The organism is Kocuria sp. CPCC 205260, assembly GCF_040981045.1.
Lineage (GTDB): Bacteria > Actinomycetota > Actinomycetes > Actinomycetales > Micrococcaceae > Kocuria > Kocuria palustris.
Genome location: NZ_JAVKPT010000012.1, coordinates 1 through 19961, shown reverse-complemented (window position 1 = coordinate 19961; position 19961 = coordinate 1). Strand labels below are relative to the sequence as shown.

General features: G+C 67.9%; 18 protein-coding genes and 1 pseudogene. 9 read left to right on the top strand and 10 right to left on the bottom strand.

What is annotated here, in order from left to right:
• Nucleotides 1–232 precede the first annotated feature (232 nt).
• From RF645_RS12715 to RF645_RS12705, 3 genes are read left to right on the top strand one after another with little or no spacing between them, the layout of a single operon-like run.
• Nucleotides 233–742 (top strand): TetR/AcrR family transcriptional regulator, encoded by a 510-nt coding sequence (locus RF645_RS12715; protein ID WP_368819224.1) that lies wholly within the window; start codon nucleotides 233–235, stop codon nucleotides 740–742.
• Nucleotides 739–1134: a multidrug efflux SMR transporter gene (locus RF645_RS12710; protein WP_368819223.1), complete on the top strand. Its 396-nt coding sequence runs from the start codon at nucleotides 739–741 to the stop codon at nucleotides 1132–1134. The genes RF645_RS12715 and RF645_RS12710 overlap by 4 nt, the downstream gene beginning before the upstream one ends.
• A gap of 2 nt (nucleotides 1135–1136) precedes the next feature.
• Nucleotides 1137–1460, top strand: a complete 324-nt coding sequence (locus RF645_RS12705) for a multidrug efflux SMR transporter (RefSeq protein ID WP_368819227.1) — start codon at nucleotides 1137–1139, stop codon at nucleotides 1458–1460.
• Nucleotides 1461–1547: 87 nt separating this feature from the next.
• On the opposite strand, the gene RF645_RS12700 is transcribed toward RF645_RS12705, so the two are convergent.
• From RF645_RS12700 to RF645_RS12690, 3 genes are all read right to left on the bottom strand, one after another.
• Nucleotides 1548–3023, bottom strand: coding sequence for a YfcC family protein (locus tag RF645_RS12700; RefSeq protein WP_204782701.1), 1476 nt, complete (start codon nucleotides 3021–3023; stop codon nucleotides 1548–1550).
• A 732-nt stretch (nucleotides 3024–3755) separates the two neighbouring features.
• Complete coding sequence (locus RF645_RS12695; protein WP_368819226.1) at nucleotides 3756–4631, bottom strand: helix-turn-helix transcriptional regulator; 876 nt, start codon at nucleotides 4629–4631, stop codon at nucleotides 3756–3758.
• Between the two features lie 195 nt (nucleotides 4632–4826).
• Nucleotides 4827–5300 carry a MarR family winged helix-turn-helix transcriptional regulator gene (locus RF645_RS12690; protein WP_137802968.1) on the bottom strand — a complete coding sequence of 158 codons (474 nt, stop codon included), beginning with the start codon at nucleotides 5298–5300 and terminating at the stop codon, nucleotides 4827–4829.
• Nucleotides 5301–5360: 60 nt separating this feature from the next.
• Here RF645_RS12690 and RF645_RS12685 point away from each other — a divergent pair, with 60 nt between their 5' ends.
• The 4 genes from RF645_RS12685 (at nucleotide 5361) to RF645_RS12670 (ending at nucleotide 9700) form a co-directional block, all read left to right on the top strand.
• Nucleotides 5361–6608 carry a multidrug effflux MFS transporter gene (locus tag RF645_RS12685; RefSeq protein ID WP_368819222.1) on the top strand — a complete coding sequence of 416 codons (1248 nt, stop codon included), beginning with the start codon at nucleotides 5361–5363 and terminating at the stop codon, nucleotides 6606–6608.
• Between the two features lie 50 nt (nucleotides 6609–6658).
• On the top strand, nucleotides 6659–7312 hold the full coding sequence (locus RF645_RS12680) for an NAD(P)-dependent oxidoreductase (protein ID WP_137802966.1): 654 nt from the start codon (nucleotides 6659–6661) through the stop codon (nucleotides 7310–7312).
• A 969-nt stretch (nucleotides 7313–8281) separates the two neighbouring features.
• Nucleotides 8282–9061, top strand: a complete 780-nt coding sequence (locus tag RF645_RS12675; RefSeq protein ID WP_006214728.1) for a YoaK family protein — start codon at nucleotides 8282–8284, stop codon at nucleotides 9059–9061.
• A gap of 69 nt (nucleotides 9062–9130) precedes the next feature.
• On the top strand, nucleotides 9131–9700 hold the full coding sequence (locus tag RF645_RS12670) for a transposase (protein ID WP_259904504.1): 570 nt from the start codon (nucleotides 9131–9133) through the stop codon (nucleotides 9698–9700).
• Nucleotides 9701–9924: 224 nt separating this feature from the next.
• Here the strand turns inward: RF645_RS12670 and RF645_RS12665 are convergent, their stop codons facing one another.
• From RF645_RS12665 to RF645_RS12645, 5 genes are all read right to left on the bottom strand, one after another.
• Entirely contained in the window at nucleotides 9925–10335 is a 411-nt protein-coding gene (locus tag RF645_RS12665) for a four-helix bundle copper-binding protein (protein WP_006214730.1), read from the bottom strand.
• Between the two features lie 150 nt (nucleotides 10336–10485).
• A complete protein-coding gene (locus tag RF645_RS12660) occupies nucleotides 10486–11124 on the bottom strand; it encodes a DUF1541 domain-containing protein (RefSeq protein WP_137802958.1) in 639 nt (212 codons plus the stop codon).
• A 109-nt stretch (nucleotides 11125–11233) separates the two neighbouring features.
• Nucleotides 11234–13372: a heavy metal translocating P-type ATPase gene (locus tag RF645_RS12655; RefSeq protein WP_137802957.1), complete on the bottom strand. Its 2139-nt coding sequence runs from the start codon at nucleotides 13370–13372 to the stop codon at nucleotides 11234–11236.
• Nucleotides 13373–13695: 323 nt separating this feature from the next.
• A complete protein-coding gene (locus RF645_RS12650; RefSeq protein WP_338125492.1) occupies nucleotides 13696–14553 on the bottom strand; it encodes a F510_1955 family glycosylhydrolase in 858 nt (285 codons plus the stop codon).
• A 5-nt stretch (nucleotides 14554–14558) separates the two neighbouring features.
• On the bottom strand, nucleotides 14559–16055 hold the full coding sequence (locus RF645_RS12645; RefSeq protein ID WP_259895615.1) for a multicopper oxidase family protein: 1497 nt from the start codon (nucleotides 16053–16055) through the stop codon (nucleotides 14559–14561).
• A gap of 159 nt (nucleotides 16056–16214) precedes the next feature.
• Between RF645_RS12645 and RF645_RS12640 the strand changes: the two genes are divergently transcribed.
• Both RF645_RS12640 and RF645_RS12635 read left to right on the top strand, forming a co-directional pair.
• Nucleotides 16215–16925 carry a response regulator transcription factor gene (locus RF645_RS12640; protein WP_058870846.1) on the top strand — a complete coding sequence of 237 codons (711 nt, stop codon included), beginning with the start codon at nucleotides 16215–16217 and terminating at the stop codon, nucleotides 16923–16925.
• Nucleotides 16922–18070: a cell wall metabolism sensor histidine kinase WalK gene (locus RF645_RS12635; RefSeq protein ID WP_053446840.1), complete on the top strand. Its 1149-nt coding sequence runs from the start codon at nucleotides 16922–16924 to the stop codon at nucleotides 18068–18070. The genes RF645_RS12640 and RF645_RS12635 overlap by 4 nt, the downstream gene beginning before the upstream one ends.
• Before the next feature lie 23 nt (nucleotides 18071–18093).
• Here the strand turns inward: RF645_RS12635 and RF645_RS12630 are convergent.
• Together RF645_RS12630 and RF645_RS12625 are read right to left on the bottom strand one after the other, a co-directional pair.
• Nucleotides 18094–18339: pseudogene (locus tag RF645_RS12630) on the bottom strand (integrase core domain-containing protein); the annotation flags it as partial.
• Between the two features lie 61 nt (nucleotides 18340–18400).
• Nucleotides 18401–19600 carry an IS30 family transposase gene (locus RF645_RS12625; RefSeq protein WP_368819225.1) on the bottom strand — a complete coding sequence of 400 codons (1200 nt, stop codon included), beginning with the start codon at nucleotides 19598–19600 and terminating at the stop codon, nucleotides 18401–18403.
• Nucleotides 19601–19961: the final 361 nt, after the last annotated feature.

The window sequence follows — 19961 nt, the reverse complement described above, 5'->3', positions numbered from 1 at the left end:
GACCCGACCATGCCTCAGACCCCGTCGACAGTCGCCCTAGCGGCTTGACGAAAACCATAGAGGCACCCCCCCCGACCGCTGGCTGGCGCGCCACCCGAAGCGCAGCAAAGAGCCCATACTGCCACTCCCCCTCCGCCGAGTGGATACCCAGTTGCGGTGAGAGGCCCGATAGCGCAACTGGGTATCCACTCGGCCCAGAAGGTACCTACCATACGTATGGTAAGTTTGAAGCATGACGACGAAACCCCAGATCCTCGACGCCGCTCTCGACGTCCTGCGCGATGGCCGCTCCCTGACGATCGACGCCGTCGCACAGGAGGCGAAGCTGACCAAGCCCGGCGTCGTGCACCACTTCCCCACCAAGGAGGCGCTGGCCTTCGCGGTGCTGGAGCACCTGCTCGCCCGCTGGGAGGCCGAGCTGTCGGAGCGGGCCGGCGCTGGCGCGAGTCCCGAGCAGCGGCTGCGCGCCTACGCGGAGCTCACGCTGCTCGGCGAGATGGACACCGCCGATCTCGCGCTGTTCGCCGATCCCCGGCTGCGCGAGAAGCTCTCCGTGCGCTGGGGCGAGCGGATGGATGCCTGGTTCGGCTCGCTGAGCCACCCGCGCGCGGCCGCTGTGCGCTACCTCGCCGACGGCGCCTGGATCGACCGCTGCCTGGGGATCCTCCCGCAGGATCACGACCAGCGCGCGGCCGTGCTCGACGTCGCCCTGTCCCTGCTCGGGAGAGAGGCCGACTCATGAGGAAATGGCTCTTCCTGACCCTGGCGATCCTGGTCGAGGTGACCGCCACGCTGTCCCTGAAGGCGGCGCTCGAGGCGCCCGCGCTCTACGCCGTGGTGGTGATCGGCTACGCGAGCGCCTTCCTGTGCCTGTTCCAAGCCCTGCGCGAGGGCATGAGCCTGGGCGTGGGCTACGGCATCTGGGCCGCCTGCGGCGTGGCCCTGACAGCGGTCCTGTCCGCCGCGATCTTCGACGAGCCCCTCACCCTGCCCATGGGCATCGGCATCGCCGCCGTGATGGGCGGCGTGCTGCTGGTCGAGCTCGGCTCCCAGGAGTCGCACGCGACCTCGTCGACGGTCCCGCTGGACCTTCTGTCCCCTGACGATCAGCAGAAGGAGGCGACGGCCCCGTGACCATGCTCGCGCTCGCATCCCTCGTCCTGGCGATCCTCTTCGAGGTCAGCGCCACGCTCTGCCTGCGCATGGCCGCCGGCGGCTCCCGACTGTGGTGGCTGGCGATCGGCCTCGGCTACGTCCTGGCCTTCTCCATGCTCTCGCTGACCCTCGCCGAGGGCACCCCGCTGGGCGTGGCCTACGGCGTGTGGGCCGCAGCCGGCGTGGCCCTCACTGCGATCCTCAGCCGCGTCCTGTTCCAGGAGCCGCTCACCCGGGTCATGAGCCTGGGGATCGCCCTGATCATCGGCGGCGTGCTGCTCATCGAACTCGGCGCCGCGCACTGACCTCTCTCCCCGCCGAGTGGATACCCAGTTGCGCTATTGCGCCCGACAGCGCAACTGGGTATCCACTCGGCAGGGAAGAGGTGGGGATCAGCTCCAGCCGGTGACCTGGGCGAAGATCAGGAAGCCGATCGAGATCAGCACCCAGACCCCCAGCAGCGGGGCATAGAAGCGCACCCACCGGTTCCACGGGATGCGCCCGACCACCAGCGCCGCCATGAAGTACCCGGAGGTCGGGTACAGCACGTTCGTCATGCCGTCGCCGGTCTGATACGCCAGCACCGCCGACTGGCGCGAGACGCCCAGGATGTCCGACAGCGGCGCCAGCACGGGCAGAGTCACGAGCGCCTGCCCGGAGCCGGACGGGACGATCAGGTTGAACACCGCCTGCATCAGGAACATCCCGACGACGAACAGCACGGGCGGCAGGAAGCCCACGGACTCCCCCAGCCCGTAGACGATCGTGTCCAGGATGTGCCCGTCCTCGAGGACGATGGCCACGCCGCGGGCCACACCGACTATGAGCGCGCCGGCGAGCACATCGCGCATGCCCTGGTCGAACCCCTCGGCCATCTCGCGGGTCTTCAGCCCCGCGACCAGCCCGACGACGATCGCGGTGAGGATGAACATGCCCGCGAACTCGGGGAAGAACCAGCCCTGGGTGAGGATCCCCCACACCAGCAGCCCGGCCAGCACGAGCAGGGCGACGGCCGCCGCGCGCTGGCGCCCGGTGAAGCGCGGGGTGGACTCCAGGTCCAGGCGATCGCGGTCGCGGATGGTGGTGTCCGCATGACCGTGCAGCACCGAGCGCGTGGGGTCGGCGGCCACGCGGCGGGCGTACCACATCACGTAGGCGATGCCCGTGGCCAGGTAGAAGACGTAGAGCACGATGCGCAGCCCGATGCCCGAGAAGGGCTCCAGCCCGGCGATCTGCTGGCCCAGCCCGGTGTTGATCGGGTTGAGGAAACCTGCGGCGAAGCCCGCGCCCGTGCCCAGCAGCGCGATCCCGGCGGCCACCACTCGGTCGTAGCCCAGGCTGAGGATCAGCGGCATGATCGCCGGGATGTAGACCAGCGAGAGCTCGGGCACGCCGATGAAGCTGGCGATCAGCGAGAAGACCGTCATCAGCACGGGGATCACCACGATCCCCCGCCCGGAGAAGGCCCGCGCCACGGCGGCCAGGGCGACGTCGACCAGCCCCGTGCGGCGGATGACCTCGAACATGCCGCCGATCGTGAAGACGAAGAACACGATGGCCCCGGCATCCACCAGACCCCGCGGGATGGCGGTGAGCAGCTGCATAGCGGTGACCGGCGACTGCTCGATGAACGAGAAGCTGTCCGGGTCCACGACCTCCTGGCCGCCCGGTCCCGCCATCCGCTCGTACTGCCCTGCCGGGACGATCCAGCTGGCGACGGCGGCCAGCAGAGCGAAGACGATCAGGATGACGTAGACGTGCGGGAAGCGATCCCGCGGGGCGGTGGGATCGACCACAGGGGGCGTCGGCTCGGCGGAGGACGCGTCGCGCGAGACGGGTGGCTCTTCGGAGGATGCGGACGTGGACATGGGGGCTCCCTCGCGGGTCGGGCAGGTTCGTCGCACGCCAGCTGGCAGCGGAGGCGCGCCTGCTTTCGAACCTATGCACCCCGTCGCGGGCACCCCAAGAACGAAGACTCGGTCCGTAACCGGCCTCGCCGACGTGTCACCAACCCGCCGCCCCGGACTCCCGGCGACGAGCCTCCAGTCCCTGGGCGGCCTTCCGAACACGACGAGAAGCACCCCGAACCGAAGAGGGTTCGGGGTGCTTCAGATGCGCTGAGACATCACAGAGTGGAAGCAATGGAGCGTTGTGGGAACAGGCGACCTCGGGTCGAGAGGCTGGTTTCCGCGTGGAATCAAGGGGTTTGCGCGGATGCAGAGTCCGACGGCGAGGCCGACGACCCGTTGATCGGCGCGTCGGCGGAACCAAAGAAACGACCTCGAACACGCCTGACCGACGAGGAAGTGGACGCTATGCGAACAGCCCGCGCACAGGGCATCAGCGTGAACGCCGTGGCTCGTCAGTTCGGGGTGCACCGGGGCACGGTGTGGGCGAAGACGCGGTGATGAACCCGACGGCGACGCGGGAGTTGAACTGACCTCGACCCCCTCGCGCCTCGAATCTCGGCGGGGCGTTCTGCCGCATAAAATCAACGATCTACGGCGTCTAGATTGTGGATAACTTCACCGTAGTACCCCGACATACACGTTGCTTAGCACTTTCGTTAGCACTTTTCAGCACTGCCGGGGCTCCGTGATTCACCGTTCCGAGGCGGCCGTGGGCGGCCCGTAGCGTCGGTATCGGGCGGGAGTGACGCCGACGTGTCGTTGGAAAATTTCCGCGGCGTGGCCTCGGCTGTTCCACCCGACGCGACCTATCGCCACGGTCACGGGTACTTCGGTCTCGCGCAGCAGCCGGGCCAGCTCTGCGACGCGAAGCATCGTGAGGTATCTGTGCGGGGTGCTGCCGTAGGCGTCCTCGAAGACGCGCACCAATTGCTTATCCGATAGGTGCACGTGCTCACAGAGCAGGGCCAGGTTCCACCGCTTCGCTATGTTTCCGCGCAGCAGCGCTTCGACCGCGAGGGCTTCTCTGCGGGCGGGCCGAAACTCTCGCCATCGTGCGGGGCTCTCGACTGATCGCCGTCGCTGATGGACGGGAACGAGCAACGCATCCGGAGCCGCGCGTACGTGCGGAGCGAGCGTGCCCAACAGCATCGAGAGGCGTGCTTGCAGCAGGAAGTACGAGGCCGGGTACTCGCGTCTTTCGTAGAGGGTCGTCATCTCATCGAGCACGAGGATCAGGCGATTGGCGTCCTCACCGTTCACATGGAGCACATGAGCGGCATCCGGAAACAAGGCCCCGGCGTACTGTCTCACGACGTAGCGATCCGCGAACACGTCGGGATGCTGCCAGTAGAGCTGATCGAGCAGGTAGTCCACGTCGACCAAGAGCGTCGTCAGGGTGGCGGTGCCCTCGGGCTCGTAGGTGAAGACAGTACGCGGGGCGATCAGCACGGCGTGACCAAAAGCGATCGGGTGTTGACGCTCCCCGACGGTGAGAACCACCGAGCCATCGCGGACCACGAGGAACGCCACGCAGTCGAAGACGCGCGGGCCGACCTGCTTCCGCAGACTGCCTCGTATCCACCGCGAACGGCTGGAAGAGCGCCGACCCTTTCAGCACTGCCAGTGAAGCCTTGTGTTAGCCGCAGCGTTCCGCTGCCCGCTTCTCGGTGCGGATGAAGACTGGTCATACAACCACGGGTTCACCTCGAAATGAGAGTGCCAGAGGCTCCAACGGTAGTCGCCTGCGCCTTGCTCCATAACTCAGCTCCGTGCGGGGTCGCTCAGGGCGGTGTCGATGGCCTGGAGAGTGCGCACAGTGGTCAGGACATCTTCGGCAGGCAGGTCGAGCGAGCCGAGCAGATCGCGGTACATGCCCCGCACGATCCCCACCGACCGTGCCGCTTCCTCGGTTAGATGCAGGCGTGCCGCGCGGCGGTCCGCCGGGTCGGGGCGGCGCTCGATCTGCCCTTTGGCGATGAGTCCGCGCAGCGCCGTGCTCGCGTTGCTCGATGTCAGCGACAGGCCCGAGGCCAGTCCCGAGGGGGCCACGCCGGGGTTGGCGTCGATGTGCAGCAGCACCAGGCACTCCAACGGTGACAGCGGCGCGACCGCGGGGTCCTGCAACGGGTAGGCGCGCAGCTTCCGCTCGACATGCAGCACCGCGTCCGCGAGCCGCACCAACGGGTCCGCACCGGTTGGTGCCGGCCCGCTCACCGGCTTCTCGTCTGGTCGCATATGCTTATGCTATCATAGCGTTGTTTTCATAACTATAGTTTTAGAAAGAGCCGGGCGGGGATGACCGACACGGGAACAGGGCGACAGGCAGCGGGCACGCCCGTCCAGGCGGCGGGCAAGGCGATCGGTGCGGGACTGTTGTCGACGCTGGCGCTGCTGATGGGGCTCGCCTCGTTCGGGATCGACCTGTACCTGCCGGCGTTCCCGGTGATGACGACGGAGCTGTCGACCACGGCGACCGGGGTGCAGCTGTCGCTCACGGCGTTCCTGATCGGCGCTGGGGCCGGGCAGCTGGTCTTCGGGCCGTGGTCGGATCGCGCCGGCCGGGTGGTGCCGCTGGTGATCGGGGCGGTGCTGTTCGTCGCCGCGAGCGTGACCGCCACGCTCGCAGGCAGTATCGAGCTGCTCGTGGCCGCCCGGCTGGTCCAGGGCCTGGGCGGGGCGGCGGGGATGGTGATCGGCCGGGCGATCATCCTTGACCGTGCTCGCGGCACGGAGGCGGCACGGGCGTTGAGTATCATGATGCTCATCGGCGGGATCGCCCCGATCGTCGCCCCGGTCGCCGGCGGTGCCCTGGTCGGCCCGGTCGGATGGCGGGGCCTGCTCGGGATCGTCACCGGCCTGGGCGTGATCGCCCTGGCATGCGTGCTCGTGTTCGTGCGGGAATCGTTGCCCCGCGAGATCCGCAGAGCCCGTGCGGGCACGGCGCAGCGCGGTGGCTGGCGGGGCCTGGTCTCGCGGGCCTATCTGGGGAACACGGCCGCGTATGCGTTCGGGATGGCGATCATGATGGCCTACATCTCCGCCTCACCGTTCGTCTACCAGGACATGATCGGCCTGAGCGCGGCCGCCTATGGGATCGCGTTCGCGATCAACGCCGTCGGCCTGATGATCGCCACCACTGTCGCGGCCCGTCTTGCCGGTCCCGTCTCGCTGCGCGGGTTGACCCTCACCGGCCTGACGATCAGCCTGGCCGCGGTCGTCGCGATCGTGATCCTCACCCTCACCGACGCACCCGCCGGGTGGCTGATGGTGCCCCTGTTCGTCGCGATCGCCCCGCTCGGGCTGGTGTTCGGCAACGCGACCGCCCTGGCCATGTCCGCCGTGCCCCCGGCCGCGACCGGCGCAGGGTCGGCGCTGCTCGGGGCGGTGCAGTTCGCCCTCGCCGGCCTCGTCGCCGCCCTGGTCGGCATCGCCGGCGAGCACACCGCCATCCCCCTCGGGGTGACCATGCTCGCCGCCGCGATCATCGCGCTCCTCGGCCTGCTCCTGGCCACACCCCGACCACGGCGGGAACCCGCCGCCTGACCCCCGGCGGCCCTCTATCCATCTCGTTCGATCCATAAGGAGAAGAAACCATGACTCGCATCCATGTCCTCGGCGGCACCGGGTACGCCGGCAGCCGTATCGTCCGCGAGGCCGCCAAGCGTGGCCACCAGGTCGTCTCGTACAGCCGTTCCATCCCCGACAAGCAGACCCCGGGCGTCGAGTACCGGGCCGGTGACGTGCAAGACCCCGCGTTCCTGGCCTCAGCATTCGAGCACACGGACGTCGTGATCTCGGCACTGTCCACCCACGGCGGGCTCGCCGGCAAAGGCCGCCTCCGCGCCCTGCTGTCCACGGCGGCCGGGCTCGCCGCGGAACGAGGCGTGCGCTTCGGGGTAATGGGCGGGGCCGGCTCGCTCCTGATCGCACCAGGCGGACCCCGCCTGGTCGACACCCCCGGCTTCCCCGAGGTCGCCAAGCCCGAATCCCTCGAACTCGCCGGAGCCCTCGACGACCTCCGCGCGAACACCGACGACCGCCTCGACTGGTTCCTCATCAGCCCCGCCGAGAACTTCGGCAAGCACGCCCCCGGCACCGCCCGCGGCCACTACCGCATCGGTGATGACATCCTCCTGCGCGACGAGAACGGCGTCTCGGAAATCTCCGGCGACGACATCGCCCTCGCCATCACCGACGAGATCGAGAAGCCCGCCCACCACCGCACACGCTTCTCCGTCGCCTACTGACCACCGAAGAGCGGACGCTCTCCACCGACCCCAGGCCGCAGGCCGCGTCGGTGAACGAGGCGAACCGAGAACCGAGTTCACCGTACCTGATGCGCCGATAGAAATAAGGCGGTACTGCCTCGAAACAGGAACACTGCCTTCCCTGCGGTCTCCAATCCTCCTCCTGCTCGCCGCGCCGAGCACGTGACTCAGGACTGATATGTGCCCTCCACTTAGCCCCAAGCATCTTCAGCCACTTACTACTCCGCCTGCCTCTTCTCTTCTGAATGGACGTATCGCTACCTGGCGGTAGGTCATCCGCCCCACTCCTGGTCTTGTGCTTGCCGACCCGAGGAACTGCCGTGAGCAGCCTGCCTGCCTACCTACCGTGGTCTATAGGCTGCGTGTCGGCCCTTCGCGGTGCGGCCCGCTGCGGTGGGGGTCGTGCGCGAATGGGTCGGGAAGCCGCTGTGCCCGCTCTGCGGCTCGTTGCCGCGCTTGCTCCTGCTCGGCGCGCTTGGCTTCGATGCGTTCGGCGGCTTCGTTCACGGGCAGGCTACGGAGTTCGTCGGCTTCGGCCCGAGTCATGGCGGCCCGGTTTCTGGTGTCGCGAGCCTTACGGTGGGCCCTGTGGGGATCGAACCCACGACCCATGGATTATCAGTCCCGCCGACACAAGGTGTCGCCGGCTCACGTCCACAGGGCAACCCGCTCGTGCCGTCTGGACGGAGGTCACCGCCGAACGCGAGCCACCACGTGCTCATCTCGCGGCCTGATCGGCTAGGGCGTGTCTCCTACGCGACGAGGCGCCCTTCCTGGAAGCCGGCATCACGCACACCCCCATGATCCTGCGGCGCTGAGCAGCTCTGCGGCCCCACCCTGCACCGGTGCGCGCCCAGATGAGAATCGACTGATGAACTGAGCGGACTCCCGGCGGATCCCTACCTGCGTTGCATCCGCCGTTCACACGCGCCTGCCTATAGTACCGAGATGCTCCCCCGCGCTCCCCGCCAGATCTACCGCTACGCCCAGCTACTCTCCGGCCCCCGCCGAACCCCGCTCTTCGACCGGCACCTGGCCTACCTGCTGGTGGTCATCGCCGGGGCTCTGAACTCCGTCGGCTTCGTGGCCGTGGGTCTCTACACGTCGCACATGACCGGGATGACGGCCTCGGCCGCCGATCACTTCATGACCGGCGACTGGCGCCTGGTGCTGGCGGCGGCCCTGGCCGTGTCCTCATTCATCGTCGGGGCGATCATGTGCACCGTGGTCTTCACCTGGGGCCGACGACGACGGCTCTCGAGCCGCTACGCCAACGTCCTGGCACTGGAGGGCGTACTGATGCTCGTGACCGGTCTGCTGGCCGGGCGATTCGAGGGCCCTGAGACGGAGCTGGTGCTCGTGGCGCCGCTGTGCTTCACCATGGGCCTGCAGAACGCCCTGATCACCAAGATCCGCGACTTCCCGGTGCGAACCACCCACGTCACGGGGATGGTGACCGATATCGCCGTGGAGCTCGGCCGCATCCTCTACCGCAGCCGGGACGCCGCCCCAGTGCGCGGTGACCGGGAGAAGCTGCGGGTGCTCACTGTGCTCGTGGGCCTGTTCTTCCTCGGCGGGATCGTGGGCACGCTGGGTTACTGGGGAATGGGCTTCGGCGCCCTGGTCTTCGGCGCCGCCCTGATCCTGACCGCATCCCTGCCGCCGATCGCGCGCGACTTTGCCGGGCCCGGCACCGGGCCGGCGCGGCGGGGCGGGGTCGCCGCGTGATCGAGTCGAACGGCGGTTGAGTCTGGACAAGCAATGGCGCGGGATCGCCACTAGCGGCCTCTGAGGCGCGTGCGATCGCGGCCAGCATCCACCGCTGGATCACCACCAAGTCCCGCATGTGGGCCGACGGCCCCGCCGTCTACGAAGCCACGTTGTCCACCATCCAAGCGGGACTGCCGCGGAGGCCACCCGCAGACCCAGGGCAAAGTCGAGCGCTTCCAGCAGACCCTGAAGAAGTGGCTGGCAGCCCAGCCCCCACCAGCAGACCTGCCGGGCCTGCAGGCCCTGCTCGATCAGTTCCGCGAGATCTACAACACTCAGCGGATCCACTCAGCGAAGAAGACCACCCCGTACGCCGCCTACATCGCCGCACCGAAGGACACCCCAGGGCCCCTGGCACCGGCCACGACCCGGTTCCGCACCGACAAGATCGACGCCACGGGCAAAGTCACGCTGTGCTACGACGGCCAGCTCTTCCACATCGGCATCGGCCGAGCCCACGCCCGAACCCACGTCGTTCTGATCGTTGAGGACCGCGAGATCACCATCGTGGCCAAGGCCACCGGAGAGATCCTCCGCGAGCTCACCCTGGACCCCACGCGGAAGTACCAGCCACAACGAAAAACACCCCGAACCTGAGGGTTCGGGGTGTTTCCCATGTACTGAGACATCACAATGGTGGGCCCTGTGGGGATCGAACCATGGATTACTGGGTCCGGACGCCACTGTAGACCGCGCAGTCATCCTCACCTGGTTGTGGCTTGGCGCCGTTGGCATCTCCCCCACGGTTGAGGTTCGCCCCCAGCTTGCTGCGGCAAGCCTCAGCCTGCTGGAAGGCGAACAAAGGTCTGAGCAGGCCGGTCTCAATCCAGAGAGGCCAGCAGATCCGCGCAGGCGATCTCGCAGCGCCGGCACGCCTCCGCGCAGACCCGGCAATGCTCATGCATATCCACGTGCTTTTCGCACTCTTCGGCGCAGGACCGGCACGCCGTCCGGCACGTTTCGAGCGCGGCGCGGTTGACGTCGATGTTGTTGCCGGTCTGGCGGGAGAGCACCCTCCCGGTGGTCTCGCAGAGGTCGGCGCAGTCCAGGTTCAGACGGATGCACTGGGTCAGCTCCGCGACCATGTCCTCGGCCAGGCAGGCGTCGGCGCAGGCGGTGCAGGTCTGCGCGCACTCGAAGCAGGCCTCGATGCATTCGGCCAGTTTCTGGGTGTCGATGCCGCCGAGATCCTTCGGGTACGTCTCCAGCATCGAGCTCACGTGATGAGTCATGGTCTCGCTCTTTCTGTCGATCCGAACGGAGCGGGCTGGCAGGCACCAACCCGCTCCGTTGACCATAGACAGCGACCGGCAGGAGGCGGAAGGGCGAAGCCATGAAGAGTTCGTGAAGACGCGCGGGCCGGGACACCGCCCCTTTCACGCTTACTCGGCGGGCTGGAGCTCGCTTTCGACGAACCACTTGTGGTTGGCCATCTCCATGCCATCGATCGTGGTGTCGACCATGTACACGGTCTCCTCGGTCGAGCTCTCGATCGTCGCCTCGGCGCCCTCCATGCCGGGCATGTGATCGGCCTCCAGCACGACCTCGGTACCCGCCGGAAGAGGCGCCTCACCCGGATCTTCCAGCTCCTCGTGCACGACCCACTTGTGGTCGACGACGGGCTCGCCACCATCTGTGGGCGTGTAGCTCACCGAGTAGGCCGTCGTATCGAAGGCACCGGTGATCGTCGCCTCTGCCCCCGCCATGCCGGGCATGTGGTCAGCGGTGAGAACCGCCGTCGAGTCGATCGGATAGGTGGGATCGGCTGCGGCCTCGATGCCCTCGGGCGGGGGCCCGCCCTCGGGATTGTGCCCGGCCATACCCCCGGAACCATGATCCATGCCCATGTCCATATTCGATGACTCGGACGATGTCGACGGCGCAGCCGCCGCCTCGGACGCCGTCTGCGACGGTGCGGGTTGTGCGTCTTCCTCCTCCGCGGTGCCTCCGCAGGCGGTCAGCGCGAGCATGCTCACCGCTGCGGTAGCGGCCATGCTGGTAGTCCAGATGGACTTCTTCATCTCGTCTCCTTCGTTGATGTTCCTTCAGGCGTGGATGGCCTGAAAGTCTCTATGCCAACCCTGCGACAACAGACTGGCGAAGAATTGATGGCCACGCTGACGACCCGGGTCAGGTCTGATTCTTTGCCCATTCGACCGACCCCTCAGCGGTGAGGTCGAGGCCGCGCAGCGTCTGCGCATTGAGCGCGACCACCACCGTAGAGGCGCCCATGAGCAGCGCGCCGATGGCCATGGGCATGACGAACCCGATGGGGGCCAGCACACCGGCTGCCAGCGGCACCGAGATCAGGTTGTAGCCGGCAGCCCACCAGAGGTTCTGCACCATCTTGCGGTAGGAGGCGCGCGAGAGCCGCACGACCGAGACCACCGCGCGCGGATCCTCGGAGGCGAGGATGATCCCGGCCGAGGCGATCGCGACGTCGGTTCCGGCGCCGATCGCGAGCCCGACATCGGCCTGGGCCAGAGCCGGAGCATCGTTCACACCATCGCCGACCATCGCGACCTTCTTGCCCTGTTCCTGCAACTGGCGGACCCGGGCGCTCTTCTCCTCGGGACGGACCTGAGCCTCGATGCGGTCGATGCCCAATTCGCGGCCAACGGCCTCGGCGACGTTGTGGGCATCGCCGGTCAGCATCGCCGTCTCGATCCCCAGGCGGTGCAGGGCCTCGATCGCCTCGCGGGCGGCCGGACGGACCTCGTCGGCCAAGGCTAGGGCCCCGGCAACTCGGCCCTCGACGAGGACGTGCAGAACGATCCGCCCGTCCTGAGCCCATTCGTCGGTGGACAGCGGCTCCGCACCGGCCTGGCTGAGCAGCGCGGGGCCACCGACGCGGATGTCGGTGCCCTCGACGGTGGCCGAGACGCCGACCGCGGTCGCGCTGTCGTGGCCGGTGGCCTGCGGCACGGCAAGGTTACGGTCTTGTGCGGCGGCCACGATCGCCCGCGCCAGAGGGTGCTGGCTCTGCGCTTCGGTCGCGGCCGCGAGGGCCACGAGACGGTCCTCGTTCATGCCCGCCGGGGCGTTTGGTGCCAGCTGCACGCCCAGCAGAGCGGGCTCGCCGAGGGTGAGGGTGCCGGTCTTGTCGAAGACGACGGTGTCGATGCTGCGCACGAGCTCAAGGGCCTTGCGGTCCGAGACGAGGATGCCCTGGCGGGCGGCCCGTCCGGTCGAGATCGAGACGACCAGCGGGATCGCAAGCCCCAGAGCGTGGGGACAGGCGATGACCAGGACGGTGACAACACGGACCAGCGCCATGCTGGGTGTGCCGAGGATCGCCCACACGACGGCGGTGATCGCGGCAGCGAGGAGGGCGAACCAGAACAGCAGGTTCGCCGCCTTGTCGGCGAGGCGCTGGGCGCGGGTCGATGAAGACTGAGCGTCCTGGACCAGACGCTGGATGCCGGCCAGCGCCGTGTTCTCGCCGATCTCGGTGACCTGGAGGGTGAATGGCCGATCGGTCGCCACAGTGCCGGCCACGACCCGGTCGCCCCGCCCGCGCAGGACGGGGACCGACTCACCGGTGACCATGGACTCGTCGATGTCGGCCTCGCCCTCGATCACCTCACCATCGGCGGGGATGCGTCCGCCCGGGCGGACAAGCACGCGGTCGCCGACGGCGAGGTCCGAGGGCGCGACCGTGCGCGTCGAGCCGTCAGGGTCGAGCACCTCAGCCTCGTCGGGCAGCAGGGCCGCGAGCTCATCGAGCGCGTTGGAGGTGCGGGCCAGAGACGCCATCTCGACCCAGTGCCCCAGCAGCATGATCACGACCAGCAGTGCCAGCTCCCACCAGAACTCCAGGTCCGGTGGCAGCAGCCCGAGGTGGCTGCCCCAGGATGCGAAGAACGCCACCGAGATGCCCAGGGTGATTAGGGTCATCATGCCGGGTTTGCGCTGCCGGAGTTCGTCGACCGCACCGGTCAGGAACGGGCGGCCGCCCCAGACGTAGAGCACGGTGCCGAGGATCACGGGGACCCAGGTGATCAGTGCGTTGTCCGGCAACTGGTAGCCCAGCAGGTGCGCGAAGCTGCCGCTGAGAAAGATCGTGGGGATCGAGATGACCAGGGAGATCCAGAACAAGCGGCGGAACATGGCGACGTGGTCATGTCCACCATGGCCTCCATGGTCACCGTTTCCCTCGTGGCCGCCGTCACCCGAGTGCTCGTCCTGGGAATCGTGGGGGTGATCGGGGGTGGGGGCCTCGCGCAAGGGCGAGGTTCCACCATGGTGGTGGGCGTGCGAATCCGTCATAGTTGCCTCCTCATTCTCGACAATACCCCCCGGGGGTATGTTTGGCGAGGAGTTTCCGGGAAGTTGTAATGCTTCCTAAGCCCACCCCGGCCACCAGGGCGGGCAGGTAGTGGATAGCGGTCAACCCGATCAGAGCCAGCCCCCGAGCTGCGTCGATGCCGCTCAGCCGCTTCCGCGACAGAGCCGCGCCTTCGGCGCTCATCGCCGGGACCATCTCCTGGCGCTTAGAGGCCTCGCTCATGGTCGTCTCCCTGAAGTTGTCTTGTTGCGGTAAGTCCCGCCCGGTGGGCATTCTCGGCCCTGGTCAGCTCACAGCCCAGCTGTCACAGCAGCTGCTGTGTTGTCGCTCCCCCGTCGACCGTGCGCAGCACCTGGTTTTTTGCCATCAGCAGCGCTTCTACGTCACCGTCATCGGTGCGGCTGGCCCCCAGGGCGGTGATCTCCCCGAGGGGTTCTTCACTGGAGGTCCAGTTAGCACCGGCATCGGTGCTGGTCAGCAGGCGCCCGTCAATCCCTGTGGCGGCGATGGTGCGGTCGTCGGCCCAGGCCACCAGTGAGGCCAGCTGGGGGGTGTTCAGGGGGGACCAGCTGGCGCCGTCGTCAGTGGAGCGCAGCACGCCGTTTTCTGTGGCAGCCAGCACCGCTCCCGATTTCGGGGACACGGCCAAAGAAACCGGGGCCGAGGGAATGGCGCGCATCTGCCAGGTGCGCCCGTCGGGGCTGAACCGAAGTTGCCCATCGAAGGCGATGATCCCGGCGGGGCCGGCAGCCAGGGCGTGGAAATCCGATTCCCCGCCGCGAGAGAGCACACTCCAGCTCTGCCCGCCGTCGGCGGACTCGGCCAGCCCCAATGGCTCGGGTAGGTCCACGCCCAGGCCGGGGTGGCCTGAGGCCAGGTAGCGGCCGTCGGCGGCGATGGTGAAGCCCATCAGATCCACGATGGGCCCGGCTCTGGTCAGGTCCCCGTCCTCGAGACGGTAGAGGCCCTCGTGGGTGGCCAGCAGCACGGCCCCGTCGGCCGGAGCGCGCGTGATGGCATGGACATGAGTGATCGCCGTGGCCTCGCCGGCGCCCTCACCGGAGGGGGCCGATGTGGAGGTACCCGGCTGCGGGGAGCAAGCTGCGACCGCCAGCCCGGTCCCTGTGACCAGGCCCAAACCGAGGAGAGCCCGTCGGGGCATGAGCGTCATCGGCGGTATCTCATCTCGATCATCATTCCGGCCTCGCCGTGGTACAGGTTGTGGCAGTGGACCATCCAATCCCCGGGATTGTCGGCTTGCAGTTGCAGGGCCAGGGATTGCATCGGGGCGAGCATGACCGTGTCTTTGCGTAATCCGTTGGGCAGGGCGAAGGTGTGGCCGTGGACGTGCAGCGGGTGGGCCATCATGGTCTGGTTGGCCGCGTCCAGCTGGACGCGTTGGCCTTCTCGGATCATCAGCGGGTCATTCTTGCCGTATGGAGCGCCGTTGAACCCCCACTGGTAAGGGTCCATCTGTCCGGTCAGCGCCATAGGCAGGGCCACTTCGACGTCCCGGGTCTCCAACCGGGCGCTGTCGGCCGGCTCCAGTTCGGCGCCGATCAAGGCCGGGCAACGCAGTTCCTTCGGCGTCACCGTCGGGGCCGGTGCGGCGCCGGAGCCGGTGCGGATCAACGCCATGGCCTGGCCGTCCTTGCCCATGGGGGCGGCCACGAACGGGAAGACCCCGTCAGCTATGGTGACGATCGCGTCGTAACGTTCGCCCATGCCGATGGCCAGCGCGTCCGTCTCCTGCGGCTTCACGGGGAACCCATCGGTGTGGGTCACCTCCATGCGGTGCCCGCCGAGAGCGACGGTAAAGATGGTGTCGGCGGCGGCATTGATGATCCGCAGCCGCACCCGGTCCCCCGGCTTGGCGGCCAGCACATCCGGGGCCTCCGGCACCTTGCCGTTGACCAGGTAATGCGGGTAGGTCACGTCCCCGGCGTCCTCGCCGTAGGGCGAGTCTCCACCGCCCTTCATCGGTGCGTGATCCATACCGCCCATAGCCTCCGGGGAGCTCATGTCCATGTCCCCGTGGTCCATTCCGGTCATGCCCCCGTGGCCGGCCCCGTTCCCACTGGAGGAGGTGAGCGCCTGGAGCACGTCCTCGGGCGTGCGTCCCGTGCCGTCGAGCCAGTCATCGAGCACGAGCACCCATTCGTGGTCATAGCGCCCTGGTTCTCTGGGGTCATCGATGATCAGCGGGGCGTACAGAGCCCGGTCCAGTTGAACCCCGACGTGGGGGTGGTAGAAGTAGGTCCCCGGATCCGGTGCGGTGAATTCGTAGGTGTAGGTGCTCCCGGTGGCGATCGGGTCCTGGGTCAACCCTGGCACCCCGTCGGCAGCGGCTTCCAGGGCGATGCCATGCCAATGCACGGTGGTCTCGGCCGGCAACTGGTTGTCGACGGTGATCCGTAGCCGGTCCCCGGCCGTGGCCCGGATCAGCGGTCCAGGGACCGTGTCACCGTAGGCCCACGTATCGACCTGCAAGCCTCCCAAGTCCAGGGTCGCCGGCTGCGCGACAAGCGTCTTCTCCACCAGAGCCCGGCCGGGAAGTGACGGTGCCGCGGAGGAACCCGCAGCAGGTGCACCCCCTGCCAGGACACCAGCACCGAGCAGGCCGAAGCCACCAGTCAACATCCGTCTGCGGGAAACCTGATTCATGATTCCTTTCCGAGGCACAGCAGGGCACGAACGACGACAACCATTCTGGATCCGCGCACAGGCGTAGAGACCGGGATTATTTTGAAGATTCAGCGAAGATCGCAGATGACCTGCGCTCTTGCGGTCACCCGATCACAGCGTGGGGACGACACTGGAGGCATGAACCCAGGCATCGATTCCCCGTCCCATCCGGGACGGGTGCTCGTGGTCGACGACGAGAAGGCCCTAGCGCAGATGATCGCGACGTATCTCTCCCGCGCCGGCTACACCGTGGACCAGGCCCACACCGGCCCCGCGGCCCTTGAAGCAGCCCGAAACCAGCACCCGGATGTGGTGGTCCTGGATCTGGGGCTGCCAGGTCTGGACGGGATCGAGGTGTGCCGTGCCCTTCGGTCTTTCTCCGAGTGCTATGTGCTCATACTCACCGCCCGTGGGGACGAGGACGACAAGCTGACCGGACTGGAGGTGGGCGCCGATGACTACATCACCAAGCCCTTCAGCGTGCGCGAACTCGTCGCACGGGTCCAGGCCGTGCTGCGACGCCCGCGCACCGTCACCGTTCGAGAGGCCCCATGGGTCTTCGGGGACCTGGTCATCGACCTCGCTGCCCACGAGGCCCGGGTGAGCGGGGCCGCGGTCGCACTGACGCGCACCGAGTTCAATCTTTTGGCCACACTCTCGGCCGGCCCCGGACGGGCCTACTCCCGCCGTCAGCTCATCGACATCGTGTGGGATCCGTCCTGGGTGGGCGACGAGCGGATCGTGGACGTGCACATCGGGCATCTGCGCCGCAAACTCATTGAGGCACACCCCGATCTTGACTGCATCAGCACGGTCCGAGGGGTCGGTTACCGCATGGCAAGCCGATGAGCAGGCACCGCCCACGAGGCTTGGCCTCCCGGTTCTTCCTGGCGCAAACCATCGTGGTGATCGCCAGCATCCTCGCCGCGGTCCTCGCCGCCTCCATAGTGGGCCCGGCGATCTTTCACGAGCACCTGCTGCGCGCTGGGGCCGGGCACGACGCCACCCAGCTGATGCATGTGGAACAGGCCTACCGCGACACCAACCTCTGGACCCTGGGGATGGCCCTGGCCACTGCCCTGGTATGCGCCCTGGGCGTCACCTTGGTGTTCACCCGCCGCCTCCAGCGCCCGATCGACGCACTCACCCACGCGGCCCAGGCCATGGCCCGCAGCCGCTACGACACCCGGGTCCCCGCCATGGGCGCCGGCGCTGAGGTGGACGCCCTCGCCGGGGCGTTCAACACCATGGCCGCCCAGCTGGAGCGCACCGAAGACACCCGCCGACGGATGCTCTCCGACCTGGCCCACGAGATGCGCACCCCCATCTCCGTGCTCACGGTCTACCTGGAGGCGCTCCAGGACGAGGTCGCCCACTGGGACGAGACCACCAGCGAGCTCATGGGTGAACAGCTCGCCCGCCTCACCCGTCTGGTGGAAGACATCAACGACGTCTCCCGCGCGGAGGAAGGCCGCATCATCCTGGACCGCACCGAACAACCTGTGGCCGAGCTGGTGCGCGCGGCCGCCGAGGCCTACCGGGAGGCCTACGCCGCCGAAGGTGTGGCCCTGAACATCGACGTCGACGAGACCGCCGGGGACATCGAGGCCGACCGGCAACGCATGGGCCAGGTGCTGGGCAACCTGCTCTCCAACGCCCTGCGCCACACCCCAGCCGGCGGACAGGTCACGCTCAGCGCCAACCGGCAGGGCCCAGGGCGGGTGGCCATCCGTGTCGCCGATACCGGCGACGGCATCAGCCTGGAGCAGATACCTCACCTTTTTGAACGTTTCTACCGCGGTGACACCGCCCGCGACCGCGACCATGGTGGCTCCGGGATCGGCCTGACCATTTCCAAGGCCCTGGCCGAAGCCCACGGCGGACGTCTCACAGCCACCTCCCCTGGTCGCGGGCAGGGCGCGGTCTTCACGGTGGAGCTACCCGCCCACCAGCGGACTGGGTCATCCCCGGCTACGGTGAGCGCACGAAACTGAAGCGTCCTGGGTTTCGTCCGTGGTCAGACGGTCGCGGGTGCGGTCGTCGTGGGGTGAGTGTAGGCGGCCTCGACGTCTGCGGGGGGGCGGTAGTCGAGGGTCTCGTGAAGGCGCTGGGTGTTCCACCAGTTGACCCAGCCCATCGTGGCGAGTTCGACCGTGCTGGCCGTCTCCCAGACGGGCCGGGAGTAGATCAGATCGGTCTTGTAGAGCCCGTTGACGGTCTCTGCGAGAGCGTTGTCGTAGGAGTCTCCGACGGTGCCGACCGACGCGGTCACTCCCGCGGTCACGAGCGCGTCGGTGTAGGCCAACGACACGTACTGGGCGAGTTCAACCTGTCGATGCAACACCGGGTTGTTGAAGGGAGCGTAGTTGCTCGTCGAAGACCTCGGCGGGGGTCTTCCACCCGAGGACCTTGCGGGGGCGGTTGTTGAGGGTGTACGCGACGGCCTCGAGGTCTTCGGCCGACCAGCGCGACAGGTCCGTGCCTTTGGGGAAGTACTGCCGCAGCAGCCCGTTGGTGTTCTCGTTGGTCGGCCGCTGCCAGGGCGAGTGCGGGTCGGCGAAGAACACCTTGGTTCCGGTCTCCAGCGCGAACGTCGCGTGGCCGGACAGTTCCTTGCCGCGGTCCCAGGTGATGGTCTTGCGCAGCTGCTCGGGCAGCGTGGTCATCAACGCGGTCAGCGCGGCGTTCATCGCCACGGCACCGTAGCCACCCAGCGCTGGCCCGTTCTTCACGTACGGCGTCTCGCCATGGCCTTCCATGCGCGGCAGGTGCACCAGCAGGGTGGCGCGGCTGCTGCGTTCGACGAGGGTGCCGATCGCCGACCTACCGGTCCCGATGATCAGATCGCCCTCCCAATGTCCGTGCACCGCCCGGTCATCGGCCTCGGCCGGACGCTCGGACAGGACCACATCAGCGGTGACATGCCCCTGCGCCTTGTTGCGCGTACGAGCCCGCGGTGCTCGCAGCGCCCGACCGGTGCGCAGACAGGCGACCAGTTCGCGCTTGAGCGCGCCGCGCCCCTCGATGAACAGCGACTGGTAGATCGCCTCGTGGCTGATGCGCATGGACTCATCATCGGGGAAGTCGACCTTCAGACGCTGGCTGATCTGCTCCGGGCTCCATGCCCTCGACCAGCAACGATCCGCCCGGCGGGCCTTGTTCAAGCCCTTCCATGCCGGTGGTGTCGGGCCGTCGACGAACGTGCCGTCAGGTCGACGGATGCTGCCAGCGAGCCGCTCTTGGACGTACTCCCGCAACCGGTCGTTCTTGACGAGCTTCGCGGTCTTGGGACGCTTCGCAGCCTGCTGAGCCTTCCACTGCGCCACCACCGCCCGGTACTCCTGCTTCCCGCTCCTGGTCGCGGCGTTGCGGCGCAGCTCACGCGAGATCGCCCCAGGGTCACGGCCGATCGCGCGGGCGATCTCGCGCACGCCCTGACCTCGGGCGCGCAGGATCGCGATCTCCTCACGTTCCTCGAAGGACAGGTAGCGGCCGGTGGGTTCAACCAGCGAGATCGGTGGCATGCCGCCAGCGTGACGAAACCAGCGCGAGCCCACCGGCACGGACACGCCCACCCTCACCGCAGCCTCGGCCGAGGTGACGCCCGTGGCGATCAATCGCCAGAACTGACGCTGGACCGCACGCGAGGGCTCAGGCCGGCCCGGCGAACGCATCGGCGGGCGCAACGCCCGATCAGCACGCCACTGTCGACGAAGCCCCTCCGGCACATCGCTGGTCTTCCTGCTCCAGTCCACCGTCGCCATCCCTGACCACCTCCGCACTGAAGGTGTTGCGACGACCAGTTGAATCCACCGTCCGGAAGGACGGCTCGCAAGCCTCGCGGGGCCATCGAGGGTCGTGGCCGCATCCCCGGCATGGTGATGC